This is a genomic window from Pseudomonas sp. T8, assembly GCF_024610635.1.
Taxonomy (GTDB): domain Bacteria; phylum Pseudomonadota; class Gammaproteobacteria; order Pseudomonadales; family Pseudomonadaceae; genus Aquipseudomonas; species Aquipseudomonas chlororaphis_I.
Genome location: NZ_CP102374.1, coordinates 6,641,757 through 6,665,106, shown reverse-complemented (window position 1 = coordinate 6,665,106; position 23,350 = coordinate 6,641,757). Strand labels below are relative to the sequence as shown.

Here is a 23,350-nt window from a genome sequence, read left to right as displayed (position 1 = left end):
AAGTCAGTGGGATTTGTCCAGCAACGGGCGGGCAGCGCCCAAGGGTGCCGGCGCAGCAACGGCCTTGGGCCGGGTGCGGGCGAAAAACACGATGATCGCGGCGATGATCGAGGTCGCCGCCAGGCCGTACAGGCCGCCCTGGATCGACCCGGTGCGCTGCTCCAGCAGGCCGAAGGTGGCCGGGGCGACGAAGCCGCCGAGGTTGCCGATGGAGTTGATCAGGGCGATCACCGCGGCGGCGATGCGTGCATCCAGGTAAGCCTGGGGAATCGGCCAGAACAGCGCGGACGCCGACTTGAAGCCGATGGCGGCGAAGCACACGGCGACGAAGGCGAACACCGGCCCGCCGGTGGTGGACAGGAACATCCCGGCCGCCGCCACCAGCAAGGCGCTGGCGACCCAGGCCTGCTGGAACTTCCATTTGCCGGACGCCGCGGCGAAGGCGTACATGGCGATGATCGAGATCAGCCAGGGAATGGAGTTGAAGAAACCCACCTGCAGGTCGCTGAGGTCGCCCATCTTCTTGATGATGCTCGGCAGCCAGAAGGTCGCGGCGTAGATGGTCAGCTGGATGCAGAAGTAGATCAGGCAGAACAGCAGGATCTGCCGGTCCTTGAGCAGGGTCCAGAGCGACGGCTTGACCGGCATCGCCGCTTCGCGCTCGCGCTGTTCGCTGTCGATCGCCTGCACCAGCGCCTCCTGTTCGGCGGGGCTCAGCCACTTGGCGTCACGGGGCGTGGAGTCGAGCCAGAACCAGACAAAACCGCAGAGCAGCACCGAGGCCATGCCCTCGACGATGAACATCCACTGCCAGCCGTGCCAGCCCAGGCCTTCGATCTGCAACAGCGCTCCGGACAGCGGGCCGGAGACCAGCGAGGCCACGGCCGAACCGCTTAGGAAAATGGCGATCGCCTTGCCCCGCTCCACGCCGGGCAGCCAGCGGGTGAAGTAATAGATCACCCCGGGGAAGAACCCGGCCTCGGCCACCCCCAGCAGGAAGCGCAGCACATAGAACTGGGTTTCGTTCTGCACGAAGGCCATGGCCGTGGCCACCAGCCCCCAGGTGAACATGATGCGGGTCAGCCAGATCCGCGCACCGACCCGCTGCAACAGCATGTTGGACGGCACCTCGAACAGCGCGTAGCCGATGAAGAACAGCCCGGCGCCAAAACCGTAGGCCGCGGCGCCGATGCCCAGGTCATGTTCCAGGTGGGTGCGGACGAAGCCGATGTTGACCCGGTCGATGTAGTTGACGATGAACATGATGACGAACAGCGGCAGCACATGACGCTTGACCTTCGCCACGGCGATGGCCAGCAGGGAATCGTCCCCGGATGGATCAAGGGTGGTATTCACGATGCCTCTCCCACTTGTTTGTTGTTGTGTGCGGGTGACTGGGCGAGCGCCCTAGTTGACAGTCATCATACAAGTAGAAAAATAGCGTCACAAGCGCAGACTCACTACCGAGGCCGGTCTGCAAGGCAATCTTGATCGAGAAAGGCGCTGAAAAATAATCACAACTAATTGATTTTAATTGGATAAATAAAAATTCTTTTAGCTGGAATATTTTTCAGGCCGCACTCACGCAAAGAACCCGCACTGAATCTGAAAGCGACTTATCCGACAACTTGTCATACATGTCAGACAAGTTGAGCGCTGCCCGGCCACTTCGGTGATAAGCTTTTCGCTTTCCCTGCGCGACCTTGCCATGAGCACCGAATCCGATATCGCCCCGGGCCGCCGTCGCCCTTCCACCAACCTGGCCCATGACCTGGTCAGCGACCTGACCCGGCAGATCATGCGCGGCATTCTCAAGCCCGGTGACAAGCTGCCGTCGGAAAGCACCATCGTCCGCGCCCATGGCGTCAGCCGTACCGTGGTGCGCGAAGCCATCTCCAAGCTGCAGGCCGCCGGCTGGGTGGAAACCCACCACGGCGTCGGCAGCTTCGTGCTGGAACGCCAGGACACCCACGGCCTGCGCCTGAATGTCGATACCGCCCTGAGCGTGCGCGACATCCTCGAACTGCGCCTGGGCCTGGAAACCCAGGCGGTGGCCCTCGCCGCCCGCCGGCGCAGCGCCGAGCAACTGGCGCAGATGCGCCAGGCGCTGGACGACTACCAGCAGTTGCTGGCCAACAACAACAGTTGCGTGGAGGCCGACCAGCGCTTCCACCTGCTGATCGCCGAAGCCACCGGCAACCCTTATTTCGTGCAGATCCTGCAATCCCTGGGCAACGCCCTGATCCCGCGGACCCGGGTGCGCGACGCCGAGCGCGGCGATGTCGACCTGGCGCAACTGGCAACCCTGGCCAACCAGGAACACGAAGCCATCTACGCCGCCATCCGCCGCCAGGACCCGGATGCCGCGCGAGCAGCGATGTGGACCCACCTGAGCAACAGCCGGGAGCGGTTTTCGGCGGGGTAATCAGCTGAACCTGATCGCGAGCAAGCTCGCTCCTACAGGTGAAAGCCGGTGAAGTAACGCCCCGGCGTCACCCCGAACTGACGGCGGAACATGGCGATAAAGGCGCTGACATTGTCGTAGCCCAGGTCCAGCGCCACCCGGGTTACCGCGTCGCCCGCCGCCAGGCGCTCCAGGGCCCGCAGCAAGCGTGCCCGCTGTCGCCATTGGCTGAAGGCAAAGCCGGTCTCGCCGACAAAACGCCGGGCCAGGGTTCGCGGCGAGATCCCCGCCCACCGGGCCCAGGCCTCCAGGCCGCGGTTGTCCGCCAGGTCATCGGCCAGCGCCTGGCAGATTCGCCGCAACCGCGGCTCCACCGGCAATGGCAGGCCGAAGGGTTCCACCGGCAGGCTGCCCAGCTCATCGAGGATCACCCGGGCGATGCGCGATTGCGGCTCGTCCAGCGCGCCTTGTGGCCAGCTCGCCGCGCGCATCACCGCCTCCCGCAACAGCCCGGAGGTGGCAATGATCCGTGGTTGCGCCGGTAGTTCGTGGCAGGCGTCAGGCTCGATATAGACACTCCAGCCGTCGAACGGGCCATGGGAACGCAAGGCGTGTTCGCAGCGGGGCGGCACCCACACCGCATGGGTCGCCGGCACCACCCACTGGCTGTCGGCCGCCGTCACCGACAGCAGGCCGCGGCGGGCGCCGAGCAGTTGGCCGCGGGCATGGCTGTGAGCGGCGGTCTGTCGTTCGATCGGGCTGTGTTGCCACGCCGCGAACAGTAGCGGGCCGCCCTGGGCTTGAGCGAGCAAGGGGGAAACCAAAGGTAGGGACATTGGCTGTTTCACGTCATTCAACGGCAAGAACCAGGCAGTTTAGCCAATCCCCAGGCCGCAGACTGAAGGCTCATTCACACGAGGATTGCTCCATGCGCGCCGAAGACCTGTTACCCGATCAACTCAACCATGGCGATTTCAACGGCACCCGGGTGCGCAAGGGCACGGTGGGGGCCTTCCTGATCAATGCCCGGCTGTGGGCCGATCCGCGCACCTCGGCGCAGCAGCGGCGCATAGCCGAGGAAGATCTGCTGGCCGCCCTGCCCGCACTCCAGGCCCTGGGGCTGTTCGAGCTGATGCAATTACGCGACCCGGCCCTGCGGGCATTGTGCGGGCAAGACTAGCGCCCCCACTAACGCCGACATCCCCTGTAGCCGCTGCCGAGCCCCGCGAGGCTGCGATAGACCCGCAGGGTCTCCAGCGCCCACAAGATCCCCACGAGCGTGCCGCTCGATCGCAGCCTGCGGCAGCGGCTACACAAACATCGGGCCCGGCCGGAATATCGAGGGGTGTCCCCGTTCCCTGTAGCCGCTGCCGAGCCCCGCGAGGCTGCGATAGACCCGCAGGGTCTCAACGCCCGCAAGATCCCCACGAGCGTGCCGCTCGATCGCAGCCTGCGGCAGCGGCGACACAAACATCGGGCCCGGCTGGAATATCGAGGGGTGTCCCCGTTCCCTGTAGCCGCTGCCGAGCCCCGCGAGGCTGCGATAGACCCGCAGGGTCTCAACGCCCGCAAGATCCCCACGAGCGTGCCGCTCGATCGCAGCCTGCGGCAGCGGCTACACAAACATCGGGCCCGGCCGGAATATCGAGGGTGTCCCCGTTCCCTGTAGCCGCTGCCGAGCCCCGCGAGGCTGCGATAGACCCGCAGGGTCTCCAGCGCCCGCAAGCTCCCCGCGAGCGTGCCGCTCGATCGCAGCCTGCGGCAGCGGCTACACAAACATCGGGCCCGGCCGGAATCCTGCGGCAGCGGCTACAGGTCACGCGGCAAACGCCTAGCGAATCGGCAAGGCAATCGGCCGAATCGGTGCGGCATCGGCGCCGCGGAACTTCAACGACGCACCGATAAAGGCGAACTGGTACACCCGGTCCCGCGACAGCCCTTCGAGGTTGACCAGCTCCAAGATCGGCGCGCCCTGCATCGCTAGCAGGTAGGTGTGCAACGGCAGGTAGTTGCCTTCCACCTCCGACGGGAAGGTCTCGAAACTCAGGTTATCGGCGCCCACCACCATGGCGCCGCCCTCTTCCACCAGGAACTTCGCCGCGTCCAGGCTCATGCCCGGCGGGTTGGCCATATAGGCCTGGGCCTTTTCATAGTCACGCATGCGCCCGGTGCGGATCAGCACCACGTCGCCCTTTTCCAGGCTGACCTTCTGCGCCTTCAGCGCCTGTTGCAGGTCGGCGCGGGTCACCCGGTAATTGTCCGCCAGCATGTCCACGCCCTTGGCCGCGGCGACATCGATCAGCACCCCACGGGCGACGATCGGCGGCAGTTTTTCCGCACCGGTAACGTTCCAGCCACGGTCGCCCAGGTGCTGGTCGGCGCGAAAGCCGTTCCAGATCTTGCCGTCCAGGCCGAAGTGGTTGAGCGCATCGATATGGGTGCCCATATGGGCGTACATCGACACCGCCGAGCCGGTATAGCTGACATGCCGGTTCATCGGCTCGCCGACCTGCATCGGGTCGGCGATCACGTTGCCGTGCGGGGTGTGGGTCATCCACATCTGGTAAGGCGGATCGCCCGCCGCCTGCCAGCTGGGCATGCCGACGTAATATTCGACCGCCAGGTCGTAGGCCTGGCTGCCGCTGACCCGGGCCATGATCGCCGCCCGCGACTGCTCGGTGATCAGGTTCAGGCGGCCGATTTCATCCTTCGGCCCCCAGGGACTCACGCCGACCTCGGCCTGGGGCGTGGCACTGCACTGTGCACTGAACAGGGCACTGAACAATGACAAGGCGGCCAGGCCGGGGATGACACGCAACAAACGGGAAACAGTCATGACGACACTCCTGTGAAATGAAGTGTCCATGGTATGGATTAACAATTGGGCGATAATCAGCCGTTTCGTTAAGACATATTCAACCCAGGAGAAACAATATGGATGTGCTGGCAGCCATGCGCACCTTTCGCCGAGTGGTGGAGCGCGCCAGCTTCAGCCTGGCGGCCAACGACCTGGGGCAATCCACCGCCGCCGTCAGCAAGCAGGTGCGCCAGCTGGAAGAACACCTGGGCAGCCTGTTGCTGCTGCGCACCACCCGCCGCATGAGCCTGTCGGACGCCGGCCAGGCCTACTTCAGCGAGTGCTGCCACCTGCTCGACGAACTGGCGGCCCTGGAATGCGCGACCCGCGCCGGCACCCGCGAGCCCGGCGGCCGCCTGCGGGTCAACGCGCCGCTGTCGTTCGGCCTCAAGGTGCTGTCGCCGATCCTCGCCGACTTCATGCGGCGCTATCCGCAATTTCGCATCGACCTGACCCTCGACGACCGCCTGCTGGATGTGGTGAGCGAAGGTTTCGACGTGTCGCTGCGGATTCGCCGGCAGTTGACCGACTCGTCACTGATCGCCCGGCGCCTGGGGGAAATCGAGCAGGTGATCTGCGCCGCCCCGGCCTACCTGCAGGCCAATGGCAGCCCGCAGACCGTCGATGAACTACGCGACCACAGCTGCCTGGCCTATCGCCTGGCCGAGCACCCCGGCCACTGGCAGCTGGAAGGCCCGCAAGGCAGCAGTCGCCTGGAACTGCCGGTGCGTTTTGCCGTGGACAACAGCCTGATGCTCAGCGACATGCTCCAGGCCGGGCTGGGCATTGGCGCCCTGCCCTCGTTCATCGCCCAGCCGCTACTCGACAGCGGCCAGTTGCAGCGAGTCCTGCCCAGTCATTCCATGCCGCGCCGGACCATCTACGCGGTGTACGCCAGCAACCGCCATGTGTCGCAGAAGATCCGCTTCTTCGTCGACTTCCTGGCCCAGGCCCTCGGCCCACTCCAGGAGGCCGATCAGGCCGCGCCCGAGCCGGCGGACTGAACCTGGGCCGCCAGCCAATCGATCAGCCAGGACGCCGCCGGCCCCGGTGGCGTGTCGAGGCGGTAGATGGCGTCGAAGCCGTAAGGCAGGCCCTGGTTCCCCGGCAGATTGAGTTGCACCAGGCGCCCGCTGGCCAGGTCTTCCTCGACCATTGGCGCCGGCATGTTGCCCCAGCCAATGCCTTCGCGCAGCAGCATGTGCTTGGAGCCCAGGTCCGCCAGGCGCCAGCTGCGGGTGCCGACCACGCCGAAGTCCTGGTTGCGCGTCAGCTCGGAACGGTCCGACAGCACCAGCTGCACATGCTCGCGGCCGGCCCCCGGCAGGTTGACCGACGCCTGCGCCAACGGATGCTCCGGGGCGGCCACCGGAATCAGCTGGACAAACCCCACCTGCACCCGTTCAAGACCGGGAATATCGCGGTGCACCATGCCGCAGACGCCCACCGCGGCGCGCCCCGCCAGCACCATCTCGGCCACCGCGCCCAGGGCCTCCATATGCAGGTGCAACTGCACCGTGGGGAACTCGCGGCGGAAGTTTTTCAGCGCATCGACGATGCGCGCCGCCGGGAACATCACGTCGATCACCAGGTGAATCTCTGCTTCCAGCCCCTGCAACAGCCCCTTGACCTTGGCCCGCAGGCCGTCGATGCCGTTGTAGATGCTCCGCGCCTCGGCCAGCACCGTGCGCCCGGCCTCGGTGAGCTGGGGTTTGCGGGTGGTCTTGCGGTCGAACAGCGTGACCCCCAGCTGCAACTCCAGGTTGGCCATGGAATAGCTGATCACCGAGGTCGCGCGATGCAGCTTGCGCGCCGCGCCGGCAAAGCTACCGACCTCGACGATGGTCAGGAAGATGCGCAATTGATCGAGGGTGGGGGTGCCGGGGTTGCTGGACATGGCGCTGTTCTCGCAAAGGCTGTGTTCTAAAAAATAGAACATGATACTCGAAATTATTCGGCTATTGCGTTCATAAAGCCAGTGGCAAACTTCTCTCCATCGCGGCACACCAAGGTGGTGAGGCCGAACCCACTGAGAGAATCCAGCATGTCCACACTGACCAACAGCCTGTCCGCCACCTCGAACACTAACGCCAGCATCAGCCTGATCGGGCGCGTCCTGCTCAGCGCCATCTTCATCCTGTCCGGCTTCTCGAAAATCGCCGCGCCGGCCGCCATGGTCGGTTACATCCAATCGGTCGGCCTGCCCTTCCCGCAACTGGCCCTGGGCATCGCCATCGTCGTGGAGCTGGGTGGCGGCCTGTTGCTGATCGCCGGCTACCGTACCCGCCTGGTGGCCCTGGGCCTGGCTGTGTTCAGCGTGGCCACCGCCCTGGCCTTCCACAACAACCTGGGCGACCAGAACCAGTTCATCCACTTCTTCAAGAACATCGCCATGGCCGGCGGCCTGCTGCAAGTGGTGGCCTACGGCGCCGGTCGCTTCAGCCTGGATGCCCGTCGCCAGGGTTGATCGGCCTGCCCCACGACCACGCGGCGCCCCCCCGGGCGCCGCGTTGTCGTTTTGTTTCGTGACAAGAGCCCCCTTGCCCACCTGTAGGAGCGAGCTTGCTCGCGATAAAAAATTGCATACACCGCCAATCTTTCAGCCTCACGGCTGATCGCGAGCAAGCTCGCTCCTACAGGGGATCAAGGTGTTTCAAGGGGCGGTCGGCACATCCAGCCCGACCTTGACCCGGCTCATGGCCACCAGGGTCTTGAAGCGCTTGACGTTGTTGTTCTCGAAGAACAGCTCGCGGGTCAGTTCGTTGTACTGGGCCATGTTGCGCACGGTGAAGATCAGCACGAAATCGCACTCCCCCGCCACGTAGTAGCACTGCTGCACCTGCGGGCAGGCCTGGAAGCTGCGCTTGAGCGCATCGAGCTGATCGATGCGTTCGCTCTCCACCTCCACCTCGACAATGATGCTCAGCTCATAGCCCAACGCCTCGGGGGCGATGACCGCGCTGTAGCGCTCGATCACCCCTTCATCGCTCAGGCGCTTGAGACGCCGGTTGACCGCCGCGGTGGACAGGTTCACCCGCAACCCCAGCTCGCTTTGCGGGGTGCGCGCATCGCGTTGCAGTTCGGCGAGCAGTTTCAGGTCGTAGGCATCCAGGCTGGTGGTCATGCGGGCAATCCATGGGCGGGCTATCAGTGGTGGGCAATCGGTGGCGGACAATCATGAAATGAAATTGTGCAAAGGCTGGCGATTATGCGAAACAAATTCGCCAGCCACGCAATATTATTTCCAGGGCTGCGAGCCGGGGCCAGGCCAGTGGCACGCTGGACTCGACGATGACGGGCCCGGCCTGACGCTTCCTGCAACCTTCGAACGATTGCCTGGTCACACTCCCCGACCCGCTCGCCGCCGGCGCCATGCGCCAGCTGGCCAGCGGCAGCGCCCGGGACATTCCCCTGCCGGCCGGCGAATCCGGCGCCGCGGGCCTCGCGGGACCGGGCCTGATGTGCAAGGATGGCGCGCGGCGCAAAGTCGCGCACCTCGACGCCCGTTCGCGCGTCCTGCTTATCCACACCGAAGGCGCCACGTCGCCGGCGGTGTATCAACAACTGGTCGGTGAAACGGCAGACTCGGTCCTCCAGCGACAGCAGCAATGGCGCCAAGCGTCCATTGGCTGACAGGCGCCGGGGGTGACCGCCAAGGATTTTTATGACAGCCCTTAACACCCACACCTCGCAGCAACAGATCAGCCCCGGCCGCCTGGAACAGATGGCCACCCGCATCGCCTTTTTCATCGCCGGTTTCGGCATCGCCGCCTGGGCGCCGCTGGTGCCCTACGCCAAGGCCCGGGCCGGGCTCGATGAAGGCACATTGGGCCTGTTGCTGCTGTGCCTGGGGGTCGGCTCGATCCTGGCGATGCCGATCGCCGGGGTCTTGGCCGGGCGCTTTGGTTGCCGGCGGGTGATGGCCGCCGGCAGCCTGCTGATCTGCCTGGCCCTGCCGCTGCTGGCCACGGTGAGCACGGTGCCGCTGCTGATCGCCGGGCTGTTCATGTTCGGCGCCGGGCTGGGCACGGTGGATTCCACGGTGAACCTGCAGGCGGTGATCGTCGAACGGGCCAGCGGCCGGCCGATGATGTCGGGCTTCCATGGTCTGTTCAGCCTCGGCGGCATCGTCGGCGCGGCCGGGGTCAGCGCCATGCTCGGCCTGGGCCTGTCGCCGCTGGGCGCGACCCTGGTGGTGGTAGCCTTGCTGGTCGTCGCCCTGCTCAAGGCGGCACCACACATGTTGCCGTACGGCAGCCAGAGTTCGGGCCCGGCCTTTGCCGTGCCCCACGGTGTGGTGCTGTTCATTGGCTGCCTGTGCTTCGTGGTGTTCCTCGCCGAAGGCGCGGTGCTGGACTGGAGCGCGGTGTTCCTCAGCGCCGAACGCCAGGTGGATGCCGCCTATGCCGGCCTGGGTTACGCGGCCTTCGCCCTGACCATGACCGTCGGCCGCCTGACCGGCGACGCCATCGTGCACAAGCTGGGGGCCAGGCGGGTGATCGTCATGGGCGGTTCGGTGGCCGCCGCGGGCCTGCTGCTGGCGACCCTGGCGCCGGCCTGGGAAGCGGCGCTGGTGGGCTATGCGCTGGTGGGGGTCGGTTGCTCGAATATCGTGCCGGTGCTGTACACCGCGGTGGGCAAACAGACCGTCATGCCCGAAGCCATCGCCGTGCCGGCCATCACCACCCTGGGCTACGCCGGCATCCTCGCCGGCCCGGCGCTGATCGGCTTTATCGCCCACGGCAGCAGCCTGAGCATCGCCTTCGGACTGATCGCGGTGATGCTGATTGGTGTGGCGGCCAGCGGGAAAGTGTTGAAGGTTTGAACCCTTTCGCGGGCAAGCCTCACTCCTACAGACACACGTCCCTTGTAGGAGCGAGGCTTGCCCGCGATACGCTCGTCCAGCCAACGCTGCACGCCCAGGCACCCTGTTGTGTTTTCGAGATCGCAGGAAGGCCCTGCGGGCCTTTTCGCAGCCTGCGGCAGCGGCTACAGGGATTTGCGCCAGGCATAAAAAATCGCGGGCAAACTCGCTACTGCAGGAGCGGCCGGTCGACGCTCGATTGCCCGCGATACGCCCGTCCAGCCAACGCTGCACGCCCAGGCACCCTGTTGTGTTTTCGAGATCGCAGGAAGGCCCTGCGGGCCTTTACGCAGCCTGCGGCAGCGGCTACAGGGATTTGCGCCAGGCATAAAATCGCGGGCAAGCCATGTCTCCGTAGGAGCGAGGCTTGCCCGCGATGGGCGCAATGCGGTCTATCAGAAGCCGACGCTGGCCTGGACGAAGAAGGTCCGTGGCGCGCCGACGTAGAGGCCGGAGTTGTTGTCGCTGGAGCGGGTGAAGTACTGCTTGTCGAAGAGGTTCTTCACCCCGGCGCCGAGCTTGAGGTTCGACAACTGCGAACCGAAGTCATAGCCGCCACGCACGTTCCAGGTCACGTAGCCCGGCATGTCGCCGTACTGGCCGTCGGCGCTGCCTTCGGTGATGTAGTTGTCGTTGAAGCTGCCGTCGGCGTTGACCATGTTGCCCGGCGAGCGCTGCTTGGACTGGGCGAAGGCATCGATGTTGTAGGTCCAGCGGTTGATGTCGTAACGCAGGCCGAGCGTCGCCACCTGACGCGAGTAGAACGGCAGGTCGCGCCCCTTGAACGCCGAACTGCCGCCTTCATAGGTCGCGCGGGTGTAGGTGAAACCGGCATTGGCGGTCAGGCCGTCGAGGCGCGGGTCCAGCGCGGCCAGGTCGTAGTGCACCGACGCCTCGATCCCCTGGTGCTTGGTGGCGCCGAGGTTGGTCCAGCCGACATCGTTGCTGATGTATTGCAGCTCGTCCGAGAAGTCGATGTAGAACGCCGTCAACTCACCGCCCCACACTTCATCGTTGTAGCGCGTACCGATCTCGTAGGTCTTGGCCTTCTCCGGGTTCAGGCCGTTGGCGGTCTGGTCGCCCACCCCGCCCTGGCCCAGCTGGAAGTACTGCAGGCTGCCGAACGAGGTCTCGTAGTTGGCGAACAGCTTCCACGCATCGGAGAGGTGGTACATCACGCTCAGCGCCGGCAGCGGCTCGTTGCTGTTGATCTCGCGGCGCTTCTCCTGCACCGGCACGCCATTGGTGCCGGCTACCGGGCGGTCGTGCCATTCGGTGCGGATGTTCTCGAAGCGGATACCCGGGGTGATGGTCCAGTTGCCGACATCGATCTTGTCGTCGATGTAGAAGGCTGTGGCCTCGGTGCCGCCGGTGCGGTCCTGGTACACATGGCCGTCGGAGCCCGGGCGCACCACCGGCTGGTTGTTGACCAGGGCCAGGCGGCTGGCCTGTTCGTGCATGCCTTCTTTCAGGTAGCGCATGCCGACGCTGGCTTCCTGGGTGGTCGGGCCGAGGTCGAACACATGGGACACCCGCGGCTCGATGCCGAAGGTGTAGTAGGTGCGCGGATAGGACACCAGGGTCTTCTGGTCGCGGGCGGCGATGGTGCTGCCACGGAAGCTGTCGGAGTAGTAGGTCAGCACTTCGAACTGGGTGCGGTCGTCGATCTGGCGCAGGTACTTGAACGACACATCCTTGCGGCGGCCGCTGAAGTTGTCCCAGTCGCGATCCGACTGGTACGGGTCGGCGTCGTACTGCTTCTGGGTCAGGCCTCCGGGCATGTCGGCCTTGGCGTCGTAGTAGTGGAAGTTGAGGCTGAAATCGTCCTGGTCGGTGGGCGCCCAATGGGTCTTGAGGATCACGTCGTCGATGTCGTTGCCATTGTTGCTGCCGCGATAGCCATTGCCGTTGACCCCGGAGTACAGCAGCGCGGCGCCGATGCCGTTGTCCGCGGTGCCGCCAAGGAAGGCCGTGTCGATGTGCTTCCAGCCGCCGCGCTGGGAGGTTTCCAGGGTGCTGCCGATTTCCCCGGTGGCCTTTTCCGGGATGGCCCGGGTCACAAAGTTGATCACCCCGCCGACGTTCTGCGGTCCGTAGCGCACGGAACCGGCGCCGCGCACCACGTCGATGCTGTCGAGGTTGCCCGAGGAGATCGGCGCCATCGACAACTGTGGCTGGCCATAAGGGGCGAAGGCCGCCGGCACGCCGTCGATAAGCACGGTGGAGCGTGGCGACAGGCGCGAAGTCAGGCCGCGCACGCCAACGTTGAGGGAAATATCGCTGCCGCCGGTGCCGTTGGCGTCCTGCACCTGCACGCCTGGTACCCGACGCAGCACGTCGCCGACGTTCATCGCCCCCTGCTCGAGCATGGCTTCACGGCGGATCACCGTACGCGCGCCCGGGTGGTTCTGCACCACCGCTTCGTTGGCGTCGCCCAGCCAGTCACCCACCACGCTGATGCTGGTGGCGCCCAGTTCCAAAGGGCCGTCACCCGCCGCCGACGGCGCCGGACTGAGGGTCACCGAGCCGCCGTCGATCTGGTATTGCAGGCCGCTGCCTTGCAGCAACTGGCGCAGCGCCTGCTCCGGCGACAGGTTGCCGTCCACCGCCGGGGCCTGCTTGCCGGCCACCAACTCAGGGCTGAAAAACACCTGCAGCGAGGTTTGCAGCCCCAGCTGGCTCAGGGCCTGGCCCAACGGCTGGGCCTGGATATGGATGGCGCTCGGCGCCTGCTCGGCATGGGCCTGGGGCAGCGCGGCACTGACCGCCAGGGCGAGGGCCAGCGGCAGCCAGCGGGTGGAGGGCGAGCAAGGATTGTTGTTATTCAGGTCGAGGCGTTTCAAGTTCGAGCAGTCCTGTTGATCGCAAGAAGATGCGTCTGTTAATGCAAACCAGTTGCAGTTGGACAAGAAGACGAAGAACTCGAAAAAAACCTGAATCTATCGCGCAATTATTTCCTGGCTACCGTCGGCGTGGGTCTTCACCGCCACCGGCAGGATGCTCGGCAAGGCCTTGAGCAGCGCATCAGTGTCGTCGGCCTTGAACACGCTGGTCAGGCGCAGCCTGCCCACCGCCTCGTTGCCGACCCGCAGCGGCTGCTCGCGATAACGCGACACCTCGGCGGCCACCTCGCTGAGGCTGGCGTTGTTGAACACCAGCTTGCCATTGCGCCAGGCGGTCAGCGCCTGGGGATCGACCGCATAGGCCGCGGCCACTTTGCCCTGGGCATCGACCGCGGTGCCCAGGCCCGCCGTCAGGTTGACGAAGTCGCTGTCCGCGGCATCCCGCCCCTGCACTTTCACCCTTCCCTGTTCCACCGCCACCCGGGTCTGGCTGGCATCGCGGCGCACATCGAAACGGGTGCCGGTGACCGTGACCTTGCCGGGCCCGGCCGCCACCACGAAGGGCCGGCTGCTGTCGTGCTCGACACTGAACATCGCCTCGCCTTCGCTCAGCTCGACGCTGCGTTGGCCTCGTCCGTACCGCACCAACAAGCGACTGCGGCTGTTCAGGTCCACCTGGGAACCATCGGGCAAGGCCACATGGCGGCGCTCGCCCAGGGCCGTGGCGAACTCGGCGCTGTACCCGGCTGGCCGGTTCAGGCCGCTGAACAGCCCCAGCCCGACGGCCACCGCCAGCACACTGGCCGCCACCGCGTAACGCAGCAGCGGCCGGCGCTTGATGGTCGGGTTCGGGGCTTCACACAGCGCCTGCAAACGCGCCTTGGGCACCAGGTCGATGGCCGCCCATAGGCTTTGCAGCAGTTGGAATTCATCCTGATGCGCCTCGTGTTCCGCCAGCCAGGCATCAAAACGCTGCCGCTCCTCGGCATCGATCGCCGGTTCTTGCAGGCGCACAAACCACAGCGCCGCCTCATCGCGAACCGTCGCCTGCCCGCACGCGCACTCACGAGTCTGCGTCATGGAACATCCTGTTGGGCTGGGGGTGAAAAAGTCATGGCATTCATCACCGCGGCCCGTCCACGCGCTCGCGCAGGTGCCGCAGGGTGCGGATCATATACTTTTCCACCATGTTTTTTGACAGCCCCAGGCGCTGGGCAATCTCGGCCTGGGTCAGCCCTTCGATCTTCTGCCAGACGAACACCTTGCGGCAGTTCAACGGCAACTCGCCAAGGGCCCGTTCGATGGAGTCAGCCAGCTGGATCGCATGCATGAAATGCTCCGGGTCGCCGCTGGGCGACGCGCCTTGATACACCGCCTCCAACTCCATGGCGCCGCGCCGATCCTCGCGACGATAAGCATCCACCGCAATATTGCGCGCCGTCTGATGCAGATACGCCCGCGGCTGCTGCACCGCCGCCGCATCCGACTCCAGCACCCGGACAAAGGTGTCATGGGCCAGGTCTTCCGCCTGCGAACGACTCTTCAACCGACGCGTCCAGGTACCGATCAACTCTTCGTAGTGCTCGAAAAAGCCTGGTCGGCGAGGCGGCTTGGGGGTCATTGCAGTGTGCTGAGGGGTGGGGAGGCGTGAATAGTAATGCTTCTTATTAAAGGCAGCAATGGATTCGGGGGGAGGGGTGGAGGATGACTGGCTTAGGAGGAGGAAGGGGGTGTCAATCTAAACGAGAATAATGATTGCTTTTTGGCCATAAGCAGCCATTCAAGCGTCTAAAAATTTACTGTCCACATCAGGCATAATGGCCGCTAGCCACAAGTAACATGCCTCAGGGAATATAAGGATATATCCATATGGATACCTCTAAACTTAGAATTGAATATGCTCGTATAGAATCTCGTGCAAATCGCTTGAAGACGGCCCTCTCGGCAGAACTAGATCACTTGCTAGCAAAAGATGGGGTGACACTGGGCGTCCCTATTGAAGCAAGGGTAAAAGAATGGCTTTCAATTGAGGAAAAAATCAACCGAAAATCACTCAACTTGCACAAAATTCATGAGTTAGATGATCTCGTAGGGATCCGCTTGATTTTGCTATTCCGTCGAGATCTTATGGCGGTGGATAAACTATTACGCTCTGCACTGACTGTAAGAAGTTCAGAAGACACTTCTTTAAGATTAGCTGACGCCCAGTTTGGGTATCAGTCACAGCATTATATAGTTGAAGTTCCAAGACCTTGGCTTGGCCTGCCTACTTGGGGAGACCTTGGAGCGATACGAGTTGAGATTCAGGTTAGAACTTTGGCGCAACATATTTGGGCTGCTGCATCCCATAAGCTCCAATATAAGCACGAGGCAAGTGTTCCGCTTCCACTGCGTCGATCAATAAATCGTGCTTCAGCACTTCTGGAAACAGTAGATATCGAATTTGATCGACTTTTGGAGGATCGATTGTCATATGTCAAAGATCAATTGGAGCACGAAAACCCAGATGAGCCTCTCAACGTTGAGATCTTAGATTCCGTACTTTCAAAAATTTTCCCCTATCGTAATAGACAGGATGACGAACCGTATAACGACTTATTGATTGATCTTAATTATTTTGGGATTAATACAGCAGACGAGTTGACGCAAGTTATGGAGAAACACATGAAAAAAATCATGATCTCGGACTCTAAAGAGGCGACTCAGCACGACCGGAAAGAAGGGTATTACTTTAAGCATGTCGGTTTAGCGCGTGAGGGGCTTCGTCAGGAGTTTGGAGATGAAGAAGTCAGTGGCTTTCTTCGGTCTCGCGACAAAGAACATCCGATGGAGGGATAACATCATTGACATGAATGACTAACCAGTCTTCGGCCGGACTCGGTCTATGTCGGTCGTCTGCTTTTGGCCAAGAGCAGAAAAACTCGAATTACTATATATATGACTATCAGCCCAAAAAAACTGCTACTTGAACACTATAGCTTTCCATTTAAAGAGCCCCGCACCCGCGGGGCCCTTTTATGACTACCTACAACTTCTCCCCTCCCTCTCCAACACTGCCTCCACCAATACCTGAGCCATCTCGATCAAGCGTACGCCTGCCAATACCACCTTGCGGCTGGTCGCTGACATGTCTTCGGTGGATTGGTAGGTCGCACTTGCTGCGGACTCAAGGATTTCGCAAGCGTTGCTCAGGGCTTCTTCGGTGCTGAGGTTGGGATCGACACGGAACAGTTTTCCCGGCCGATGACGAGGCACAGGGGCATCGTTTGCGGTAGGAAACAGGTAGTGGTTGATGGCTTTGTGGGCTGCGCTTTCGAATTTGGCAGAGTCCACTTTGGCGCTTGAGAAGCTATCTGCCATGACGGGTGGATCAGGAGCGATTTTCTTCATGAAATTGACTCCCGGTGCATCCTTCAGGAGTCGTCACCATCGCTACCAAACGAAAGGGTGGCGGCCGTACGCAGGTTGGTAGACCGGTGCACTAGGAACCCGGCGCGCACGAATGCGCCCTACGCACGGCCACCATAGAAAAGCGCAGGCCGAAAAAGCGCCTCGCTGAAGGTGGTGCCTTGCGCACAGTGACAACATCGGGCTGCCAAACCCGGTCGCTTATTTTGCAGCGACGGGCGAAGGGTCAACGTCGCGTTCTTTGCTGTGCAACCTGAAAGCGGCGCCTGTTTGTATCTGGGGATTAATGGCTGTTTACCTGCCCGCCAGAGCGCCGCAGGTGATCGCTCCCGAACGAGAGCGGCAAAAGCCCGCGATAAGCATCGCGGGCTCTGTTACCGGATCAAGCTTGCGCGGTCATGTCCAGTTGGCCGCCAGCACAGGCTGCAAGGCCTGTTGATCGGCAGCGCCGAAGGTCATGGTCGCCGGTGCTGCCGGCGCGAACGCCGCCATGGCCTGGACCAGGTTCTCCACATCGTTGCCCAGCAACCGATGACGGTCGCCGGTCATGATGTCCCGTGGACGCTCGGGGGTTGCGGCGTACCAGTTATGCAGCGTGACCTCCTGCTGGCTGCCGATCACCGAGATCTGCAGGTCCGGCCCTTCATGCTGGAACCACAGGCGCTCGGGGCTGATGTCCTGGCCGAACACCAGCTGGCCCATGCTGCCGCTGAACTCGAGGTCGTTGACCCCGTGCCCGACTTCCACGGTCGGCATGCTGCCGCTGACCACCACCTTGTTGTTGCCATCGCCCAGCTTCACCGTGGCGAAGGAGCCGCTGTCGGTGATGCTGTTGTTGCCATGGCCGACCGTGAGCTTGTTGATGTCGCCGGCAATCACGTTGTTGCCATTGCCCAGGGTGATCTCGGCCCGGCGGCCCGTCACGTTGACCTTGTTGTCACCGTTGCCGGCCAGCAGCTTGGCGCCTGTGGCCTCGACGTTGATGGTCTTGCTCTCGTCGCCCAGGCTGACATTGGCGAAGAAGCCCTTGACCGTCATGGTGTTGGGATCGCTGGCCACGGGCGCGGGATCGACTGTCGGCAACGGGCTCAGCGTGAGCGGGTCGCGCGACGAGCTCGTTACCGGCTCCACGGTGGTCGGTGTCGGGCGCGTACGGATTCTGTCGCGGATCGACGCGAACGAGAAATCATCGGTGTCGGTCACCGCTGGCAGCGGATCGTCGAACTTCAGCCGTGGGTCCGACGCTACCGGGAGATCCGGCACAGTGACCCGCGGACGACTCGGAATATCCAGGTCGCGGTGCGCGATATCGACCACCGGGATATCGGGAATCACGATCGGCCTTGGGCTCGGTACGTCCACCGGGGTACGTCCCACTTCACGCCCGACCGGCCCGATATCCGGCACCTTCGAAGGCTCCAGCGAACCGATGCCGCGCTCGGCGAGAATCTGCTCGAGGGTCTTGTGCTCGGGAACCGTCGGCCCCTGATTGCCGCCACGCTCGGCCAGGATCTGGTCGACGGTCTTGTGTTCCGGCACCTTAGGGTTCAGGTCGACACCACGTTCGGCAAGGATCTGCTCGATCGTCTTGTGTTCCGGCACGGTGATGTCCGGGATCGTGACCGTAGGTCGCAACACCGGGTCGACCACCGGAACGCTGACCGTCGGGTGCAGATCAACCGGCGGCAGTGGCGACACCACCGTAGGCTGGTCCACGCCAGGGCGCTCGACAATCGGCGTCAGCGTACCCGGCACAGTCACCGTCGGCTGCTCGGTCACCGCAGGCACCGGGCCAACGGTCGGCACCACCTGCGGCGCATGCTCGGCGAAGATGAAGTCCGAGGCGCTGACCTGCGCCACATCCAGCGCATCCAGGTACACCAGGTTGACGTTCGAGGCAGCGCCCTGGGCGCCGTTACGGGTCACGTACACCCCATGAATCTGCGTCAGGCCGTTGAGGGTGGCGCGATTCTTGTGCTCGATGGTCAGCTGGCTGAAATCGGTCACTCCGGTCTGGCGCAGGTCGATCTTGTCGATCCCGTGGCGGAAGCCGCGCAGGGCGTTGTTGTAGTCCTTGACGCCCGACTGGGCCGCCACCACGAACACATCCGAAGTCGCGCTGTCATGGCTGTAGATAGTGCCGCTCAACGAAGCCACCATCTTGCCCTGGGCATCGCTGCTGTACATCACGCCCTTAGCGCCGCCGTTGAGCAGCACGGTGCCCAGGCCTTCCTGCGGCTGGACCGCCGAGGCGTCGCTGTTGACGTAGGCCGTCGGGGCGACAAAGGTGTCCTGGAACTTGAAGTTCGCCGCGCCGATCCCGGCCAGCAGCTGGTTCTTCAGGACGATGCTCTGGCCCTTGGCCAGGTCGATCTTGACGTCCGCGCCTTGCTGGCTGAGCACCAGGTCGGTGAACTTCTTCCCGGCAAAACCCACCAGGTCGATGATCTCGCCCCGGGCGGCCTCGAAGTTGCTGATGACATCGCTGCCACCCTCCCGGCGATGGACCACGAAGAAGTCCTTGCCCGCCCCGCCCGTCAGGCTGTTGTTGCCACGCCCGCCGTCGAGCAAGGCATCGGCCTTGCCAGCCACCAGCACATCGTTGCCGTCGCCGGTGACGATGTTCTGAATGCTGCCCGGGTTCTTCACCGTCAACGCCGCGCCGCCAATGCTGGCGATACCAGTCAACAGGTTGACCGAGCTATCCCCGGAAACGGCCGCCGCGTTGAGGGTATTGCGCCCGCCCGCGACACCATTGACCGCATCGTCCAGGACCGCGCGGTTGGCATGCCCGACCACCGACTTGAGGTATTCGTCGGTGTAGAAATAGGTGTCGTCCGGGGTGCTCTTGCTGCCGTACAAACGCAGCGACCAGGCATTGAGCGTGACCGGCTGGCCGGAAGCCGCATCGCTCACCTGCAAGGTCCAGTTGCCCGCCGAGCGCTCGCCAAAGTCATGGGTGGTCATGAAGCTGTATTTGAACGACCCCGACTGCGTGCTGCCGACATCGCTGGCACTCGCGCCGGGCATGCCGTCCGGCACCTTGCCCTGGCGGTTGAGCAGGATGCTCTGGGTGCCGTCGGGCGAGATCAGCTTGAGCGTCAGGTCGCCAAGGCGGCCCACCTGGGCATCAAAATCGATCTCGACGTGTTCGACATTGAGGCCGGCATTCATCGCAATGGACGAAGTCAGCGTGCCCCCCGCCGCCAGGCTCTTGCCCAGGGCGCCACTGGAGGCGCTGTAGACATACTCGTTAGCGCCGGTGCTCTGGGTCATCCAGGCTTCGGCCAGGCGTACCGCGGCCCGCGCGTCGACTTCGCCGAAACCGTAGTCGTTGCTGGTGTGCATGCCGCCGCCGTTCCAGCCGTGGGCGCCGTTGTCGCTCCACTGCGTGGACGGGTCGTTGATCTGGCGCGCCGAGAGCGCAAGGATCTGCTGCACGTCGCGATAGCCCAGGTTCGGGTTGGCCTCGAGCATCAGCGCGACGATGCCGGAGACGATCGGCGCGGCGAAGCTGGTGCCCTGCATGCTGGTGTAGTCGTTGCCGAAGGTCGAGCCACGATCGGTTTCCAGCATATGGCTGGTGGACACCACGTTGCTGCCCGGCGCCGACACCAGCAGGCTGGCGCCCGGGTTGGAGAACGGCGAGGAGCCGATCTGCAGGGTCGACAAGTCGCCCTGGGCATTGATCGCGCCGACTTCCACCGAGAAGCGGTTGTTGTTGGTCAAGGAGCCCTGGGCATTGCCGCCGGTTGCGCGGCTGTTGCCGCCGGCCGCGACAATGATCGTCCCCAGGCCACCGCGACCGTTACTCGCGGCGTACTGGGCATTCATGCTCAGCGCCGTGGCGGTGTTGACGAAACCGTCCTGGAAGCTGCTGAGGGCGAAATCGTTGGTGAAACCCCAGCTGTTGTTGGCGATGTCGAAGCTGACCATGTGCCCCAGCCCCGCGAGGTCGGCGCCGCTGTTGGCCAGGTAGTAGCCGCCCAGCGTCGCGCCATAGGCCACCCCTACCCCACCCGCGCCATTCTTGGCGGCGACCATCACCCCCGCCACCATGGTGGCGTGGTTGGACACCAGGCCCGGCAAGCTGCCGTTGCTCTGTTGGGTCTGCAGCCAGGCCTGATCGACGTTGGCGGCCAGGTCCGGGTGGGCGATGTCGAAGATCTCGGGCGCGGTGGCGAACTGGCCGCCCGGCTCGAACTGGCCGATGCGTACGCCCTTGCCGGTGTAGTCCTGCCAGACCGGCAGCACGTTGGTGTCGCTCAGGTACCACTCCTGGGCCGCCAATGGGTCCAGCGGCACTTCCGGGGTCAGCAAAGTCACCCCGGCGCGCATCGGCGCGGTCTGCCCGCTGCTCAGGTCCACCACCGAAGCCGACAGGTTGCCGGCGGCATCGACCACGCCGTACTTGAAGCTGAGCAGGCCGGTGTAGCGCGCATCCGGGGTAAACAGCACGTCGCCCTGGGCGGTGAGGCTGACGGTGCCACCGACCGCGTCGCCGACATTGGCGATGCGCAGCGCGCCCTGGCTGTTGAGGTGTTGATCGTTGGCCAGCAGGCTTTGCGCGGAAATCAGGTGGGCCTGGGTCCGGTTGAAAGCCTTGCCGTCCTTGTCGAGGCTCAGCACGTCGGCCACCGGCATGGCGTTGGGGGTCTGCAGATCGACCGCCGAGATATCCGAGAAATTCAGCTTCTGGATGTTTTTCAGGGTCACCGTGCCGTCGCGCCCGGCCACCTTGTCGGCCACTTCATAGCCACTGTCGGTGCGGGTGATGCGGTAATCGCCATGGTTGCCATGCAGCGTCACCAGGTTGATCCCGACATCACCGTCGATGGTCGCGTTGCCATGGCCGACTTCGATCACGTCATTGCCGGCACCGCCGAAAATCCGGTCGGCGCCGCCACCGGCGTGAATGATGCTGCCGCCTTCGGCGGCGTAAATCACGTCGCCCTGGGGCCCGGCGTAGATCACCGCCTTGCCGCTGCCGCCGATGATGGTGTTGTGGCCGCTGCCACCGACCAGCACGTCGCTGCCCGCCCCGCCCACCAGGGTCGAATTGCCGGAGCCGCCCTTGATGAAGGCGCTGCCGCTGCCGCCGCTCATGATCGTGTCGTCGCCGCTGCCGCCCTGGGCAATGGTCAGGCCGGCCTGGGCCATGTTCAGCACCACGCCTTTGTCGCCAACGATGATCGCCGTGTCGTGGCCGCCATTGCCGTGGATATTTTTCGGATCGTCCGAGGCGCTGATCACAAAGACGTCGTCGCCCTTGCCACCGACATAGGTGTTGCTGCCGCCGCCACCCACCAGCCAGCCACCGGCCGGCGCGGCAATCAGCGTGTCGTTGCCGCTGCCGCCGTACAGGTTGCCCACGCCCAGCTGCGCCGCGTCCAGGGTTTCGCCGGTGGTGCTCTGGCTGGCATAGGCGGTGGTGGTGATGCCATTGGTGGTCGAGGTCACCTTGGTACCCGCGCCCTGGGCAGTCAGGGTGTTGCTGACCGGGTCACCGAGGAAATCCACCGCCAGCGCTTCCTGGCTCTTGCCATTGATGGTGAACGAACCGGTGGCGAGTACCCGGTTGCCGTCACGCACTTCGGTTTGAGTGGACGCCGCCGCCCGCACGTTGATCTGGGTGATGCCCAGCTCGGCCAGGGTCTTGAGTTCGCCGGCATCGACTTTCGCGTCATGGGTGCCGTCGACCCAGACCCGCAGCTTGCTCCAGATCGGATCGCGCTGATCGATCACGCCATCCTTGTTCGCGTCCTCGCTGGCCAGTGCCGCGAAACCGTCCTTGAATTTCGTCTCGCCCGCCGCGCCGTTCACCCCGGCCTTGCCGCCGTAGTACTCGGAGAACATCTGGCTGACGTCCTTGATCTGGCCGCTGCCATCGTCAATCACCAGCATGCCGGTGCTGCGATCGGCCCAGCCGCTGCGCTTGAGCGTGCCGCTGTGATCGGTGTCGAACAACACGCCGTCACGGATGTCGGTCATGTGCACGCCGTTGCCGGTCAGGTCCAGCAGCAACGGGTCAACGTAGGTGTTGAAGGTGGTCATGGCCGACAGGCCGTTCAGGGTCACGGCATTGCGCAGGCTGAAGTCCGGCTTGCTGCTGTCCGGGGCCTGGTAGAAGTTCGACAGGTAGGTGTTGGGCCGCGCGTTGGGGTCGAGTTGCATCTCGCCGGGGCGAATACCGCCCGAGGCCAGGCTGGACATCTGGGTGGAGGTGAAATCGGTTTTGCTGAGAATGCCGCCGACGGCAAAAATGCTGTTGGTCGCCGAGTTCTGAATGAAGCCGTTGGCGACGTCCTGCTGGGCTTTGCTTTCGCCTTGGATGTGTTGTTGGGGTTGCGGGGATGGGTTGATGTCGATGTTGATCAGGCCGGGTGTCTGAGGGGCAGTAGAGACATCACCCACGCCAAGCCATAAACATTGCTGACCATCTTTTGCTTCATAATATTCGCCGTGACGCGTCAAGTCGTCACGAATGATTTGTGCACCATAAGTATGCAGAAGACTCTTGACCGGTTCGATGTTATCCGCCGGAAAAAGAGCGCCTTCAAACTTCTTGTCATTATAACCGATGGCTTGCAAGGAAGCATATACAAAGTCCACACAGCTATTGGTCAGCAGTCTATAACGCGTAGCATCGAATCCGCCTGACGCGGGATCTTTGGAAAACGCCTTGAGCTTATTGTATTGGTCCTCTGTCAGATTAAAGCTGACTTCGTACGCCGTCTCTTTATAACCGAGATTATCGTTCCTCGAGACTTGCCCTTCACCATGCATCTGATCAAACTTTGACTCGAACCCATAACTCTCTCCGGGGCCTGTTCCATCGTTCAGGGCATACCACATATGCCCACCGGTGGAAGAGTGGGAATCACCGGTCTTATGATCGCCCTTGTCCTGCTGATAGACATATTCCGCACCAGCCCGTGCAACCTTGTAAGTTACACTGTACTTCCTTTCCATAC

Annotated in this window: 17 protein-coding genes; 7 read left to right on the top strand and 10 right to left on the bottom strand. The window is 63.5% G+C overall.

The genetic code is table 11. The annotated features are described in order from the left end of the window. Positions 1-3: 3 nt before the first annotated feature. Entirely contained in the window at positions 4-1,356 is a 1,353-nt protein-coding gene (locus NRG23_RS30240) for an MFS transporter (protein WP_038633725.1), read from the bottom strand. Between the two features lie 352 nt (positions 1,357-1,708). Between NRG23_RS30240 and NRG23_RS30235 the strand changes: the two genes are divergently transcribed. Next, a complete protein-coding gene (locus NRG23_RS30235) occupies positions 1,709-2,425 on the top strand; it encodes a FadR/GntR family transcriptional regulator (protein ID WP_257373194.1) in 717 nt (238 codons plus the stop codon). Between the two features lie 32 nt (positions 2,426-2,457). Here the strand turns inward: NRG23_RS30235 and NRG23_RS30230 are convergent, their stop codons facing one another. Beyond that, on the bottom strand, positions 2,458-3,240 hold the full coding sequence (locus tag NRG23_RS30230; RefSeq protein WP_257373193.1) for a helix-turn-helix domain-containing protein: 783 nt from the start codon (positions 3,238-3,240) through the stop codon (positions 2,458-2,460). Between the two features lie 92 nt (positions 3,241-3,332). On the opposite strand from NRG23_RS30230, the gene NRG23_RS30225 reads away from it, so the two are divergent. Further along, positions 3,333-3,584, top strand: coding sequence for a hypothetical protein (locus NRG23_RS30225; RefSeq protein ID WP_016701968.1), 252 nt, complete (start codon positions 3,333-3,335; stop codon positions 3,582-3,584). Positions 3,585-4,235: 651 nt separating this feature from the next. On the opposite strand, the gene NRG23_RS30220 is transcribed toward NRG23_RS30225, so the two are convergent. Beyond that, positions 4,236-5,240, bottom strand: a complete 1,005-nt coding sequence (locus NRG23_RS30220; protein WP_257373192.1) for a cyclase family protein — start codon at positions 5,238-5,240, stop codon at positions 4,236-4,238. Positions 5,241-5,338: 98 nt separating this feature from the next. Between NRG23_RS30220 and NRG23_RS30215 the strand changes: the two genes are divergently transcribed. After that, positions 5,339-6,265 (top strand): LysR family transcriptional regulator, encoded by a 927-nt coding sequence (locus NRG23_RS30215; RefSeq protein WP_009049887.1) that lies wholly within the window; start codon positions 5,339-5,341, stop codon positions 6,263-6,265. Here NRG23_RS30215 and NRG23_RS30210 read toward each other — a convergent pair. Then, on the bottom strand, positions 6,238-7,158 hold the full coding sequence (locus NRG23_RS30210) for a LysR family transcriptional regulator (RefSeq protein WP_028682959.1): 921 nt from the start codon (positions 7,156-7,158) through the stop codon (positions 6,238-6,240). The genes NRG23_RS30215 and NRG23_RS30210 overlap by 28 nt on opposite strands. 147 nt (positions 7,159-7,305) lie before the next feature. Here NRG23_RS30210 and NRG23_RS30205 point away from each other — a divergent pair, with 147 nt between their 5' ends. Further along, positions 7,306-7,728 (top strand): DoxX family protein, encoded by a 423-nt coding sequence (locus NRG23_RS30205; protein ID WP_257373191.1) that lies wholly within the window; start codon positions 7,306-7,308, stop codon positions 7,726-7,728. A 186-nt stretch (positions 7,729-7,914) separates the two neighbouring features. Here the strand turns inward: NRG23_RS30205 and NRG23_RS30200 are convergent, their stop codons facing one another. Then, a complete protein-coding gene (locus NRG23_RS30200; protein WP_016701973.1) occupies positions 7,915-8,385 on the bottom strand; it encodes an Lrp/AsnC family transcriptional regulator in 471 nt (156 codons plus the stop codon). 248 nt (positions 8,386-8,633) lie between these two features. On the opposite strand from NRG23_RS30200, the gene NRG23_RS30195 reads away from it, so the two are divergent. Next, the gene (locus tag NRG23_RS30195) at positions 8,634-8,894 is read left to right on the top strand and encodes a hypothetical protein (RefSeq protein WP_210532596.1); all 261 of its coding nucleotides are present in this window, start codon (positions 8,634-8,636) and stop codon (positions 8,892-8,894) included. A 31-nt stretch (positions 8,895-8,925) separates the two neighbouring features. Then, the gene (locus NRG23_RS30190) at positions 8,926-10,086 is read left to right on the top strand and encodes an MFS transporter (protein ID WP_009049892.1); all 1,161 of its coding nucleotides are present in this window, start codon (positions 8,926-8,928) and stop codon (positions 10,084-10,086) included. 434 nt (positions 10,087-10,520) lie between these two features. Here NRG23_RS30190 and NRG23_RS30185 read toward each other — a convergent pair whose 3' ends face one another. From NRG23_RS30185 to NRG23_RS30175, 3 genes are all read right to left on the bottom strand, one after another. Then, a complete protein-coding gene (locus NRG23_RS30185) occupies positions 10,521-12,968 on the bottom strand; it encodes a TonB-dependent receptor (RefSeq protein ID WP_257373190.1) in 2,448 nt (815 codons plus the stop codon). A gap of 96 nt (positions 12,969-13,064) precedes the next feature. Beyond that, entirely contained in the window at positions 13,065-14,048 is a 984-nt protein-coding gene (locus NRG23_RS30180; RefSeq protein ID WP_257373189.1) for a FecR family protein, read from the bottom strand. A gap of 43 nt (positions 14,049-14,091) precedes the next feature. Next, positions 14,092-14,589 carry a sigma-70 family RNA polymerase sigma factor gene (locus tag NRG23_RS30175; protein WP_257373188.1) on the bottom strand — a complete coding sequence of 166 codons (498 nt, stop codon included), beginning with the start codon at positions 14,587-14,589 and terminating at the stop codon, positions 14,092-14,094. A 248-nt stretch (positions 14,590-14,837) separates the two neighbouring features. Between NRG23_RS30175 and NRG23_RS30170 the strand changes: the two genes are divergently transcribed. Further along, a complete protein-coding gene (locus NRG23_RS30170) occupies positions 14,838-15,806 on the top strand; it encodes a GTP pyrophosphokinase family protein (protein WP_257373187.1) in 969 nt (322 codons plus the stop codon). A gap of 183 nt (positions 15,807-15,989) precedes the next feature. Here NRG23_RS30170 and NRG23_RS30165 read toward each other — a convergent pair whose 3' ends face one another. Both NRG23_RS30165 and NRG23_RS30160 read right to left on the bottom strand, forming a co-directional pair. Next, positions 15,990-16,358: a DUF6124 family protein gene (locus NRG23_RS30165; protein ID WP_257373186.1), complete on the bottom strand. Its 369-nt coding sequence runs from the start codon at positions 16,356-16,358 to the stop codon at positions 15,990-15,992. A 414-nt stretch (positions 16,359-16,772) separates the two neighbouring features. Beyond that, positions 16,773-23,348: a S8 family serine peptidase gene (locus tag NRG23_RS30160; protein WP_257373185.1), complete on the bottom strand. Its 6,576-nt coding sequence runs from the start codon at positions 23,346-23,348 to the stop codon at positions 16,773-16,775. Positions 23,349-23,350 lie beyond the last annotated feature (2 nt).

Excerpts from the sequence above, each read along its gene's own strand:
- NRG23_RS30190 (WP_009049892.1), top strand. The coding sequence starts at position 8,926 with ATGACAGCCCTTAACACCCACACCTCGCAGCAACAGATCAGCCCCGGC.
- NRG23_RS30235 (WP_257373194.1), top strand. The coding sequence starts at position 1,709 with ATGAGCACCGAATCCGATATCGCCCCGGGCCGCCGTCGCCCTTCCACC.
- NRG23_RS30165 (WP_257373186.1), bottom strand. The coding sequence starts at position 16,358 with ATGAAGAAAATCGCTCCTGATCCACCCGTCATGGCAGATAGCTTCTCA.
- NRG23_RS30215 (WP_009049887.1), top strand. The coding sequence starts at position 5,339 with ATGGATGTGCTGGCAGCCATGCGCACCTTTCGCCGAGTGGTGGAGCGC.
- NRG23_RS30195 (WP_210532596.1), top strand. The coding sequence starts at position 8,634 with ATGCGCCAGCTGGCCAGCGGCAGCGCCCGGGACATTCCCCTGCCGGCC.
- NRG23_RS30230 (WP_257373193.1), bottom strand. The coding sequence starts at position 3,240 with ATGTCCCTACCTTTGGTTTCCCCCTTGCTCGCTCAAGCCCAGGGCGGC.
- NRG23_RS30200 (WP_016701973.1), bottom strand. The coding sequence starts at position 8,385 with ATGACCACCAGCCTGGATGCCTACGACCTGAAACTGCTCGCCGAACTG.
- NRG23_RS30180 (WP_257373189.1), bottom strand. The coding sequence starts at position 14,048 with ATGACGCAGACTCGTGAGTGCGCGTGCGGGCAGGCGACGGTTCGCGAT.
- NRG23_RS30205 (WP_257373191.1), top strand. The coding sequence starts at position 7,306 with ATGTCCACACTGACCAACAGCCTGTCCGCCACCTCGAACACTAACGCC.
- NRG23_RS30175 (WP_257373188.1), bottom strand. The coding sequence starts at position 14,589 with ATGACCCCCAAGCCGCCTCGCCGACCAGGCTTTTTCGAGCACTACGAA.
- NRG23_RS30225 (WP_016701968.1), top strand. The coding sequence starts at position 3,333 with ATGCGCGCCGAAGACCTGTTACCCGATCAACTCAACCATGGCGATTTC.
- NRG23_RS30160 (WP_257373185.1), bottom strand. The coding sequence starts at position 23,348 with ATGGAAAGGAAGTACAGTGTAACTTACAAGGTTGCACGGGCTGGTGCG.
- NRG23_RS30170 (WP_257373187.1), top strand. The coding sequence starts at position 14,838 with ATGGATACCTCTAAACTTAGAATTGAATATGCTCGTATAGAATCTCGT.
- NRG23_RS30220 (WP_257373192.1), bottom strand. The coding sequence starts at position 5,240 with ATGACTGTTTCCCGTTTGTTGCGTGTCATCCCCGGCCTGGCCGCCTTG.
- NRG23_RS30210 (WP_028682959.1), bottom strand. The coding sequence starts at position 7,158 with ATGTCCAGCAACCCCGGCACCCCCACCCTCGATCAATTGCGCATCTTC.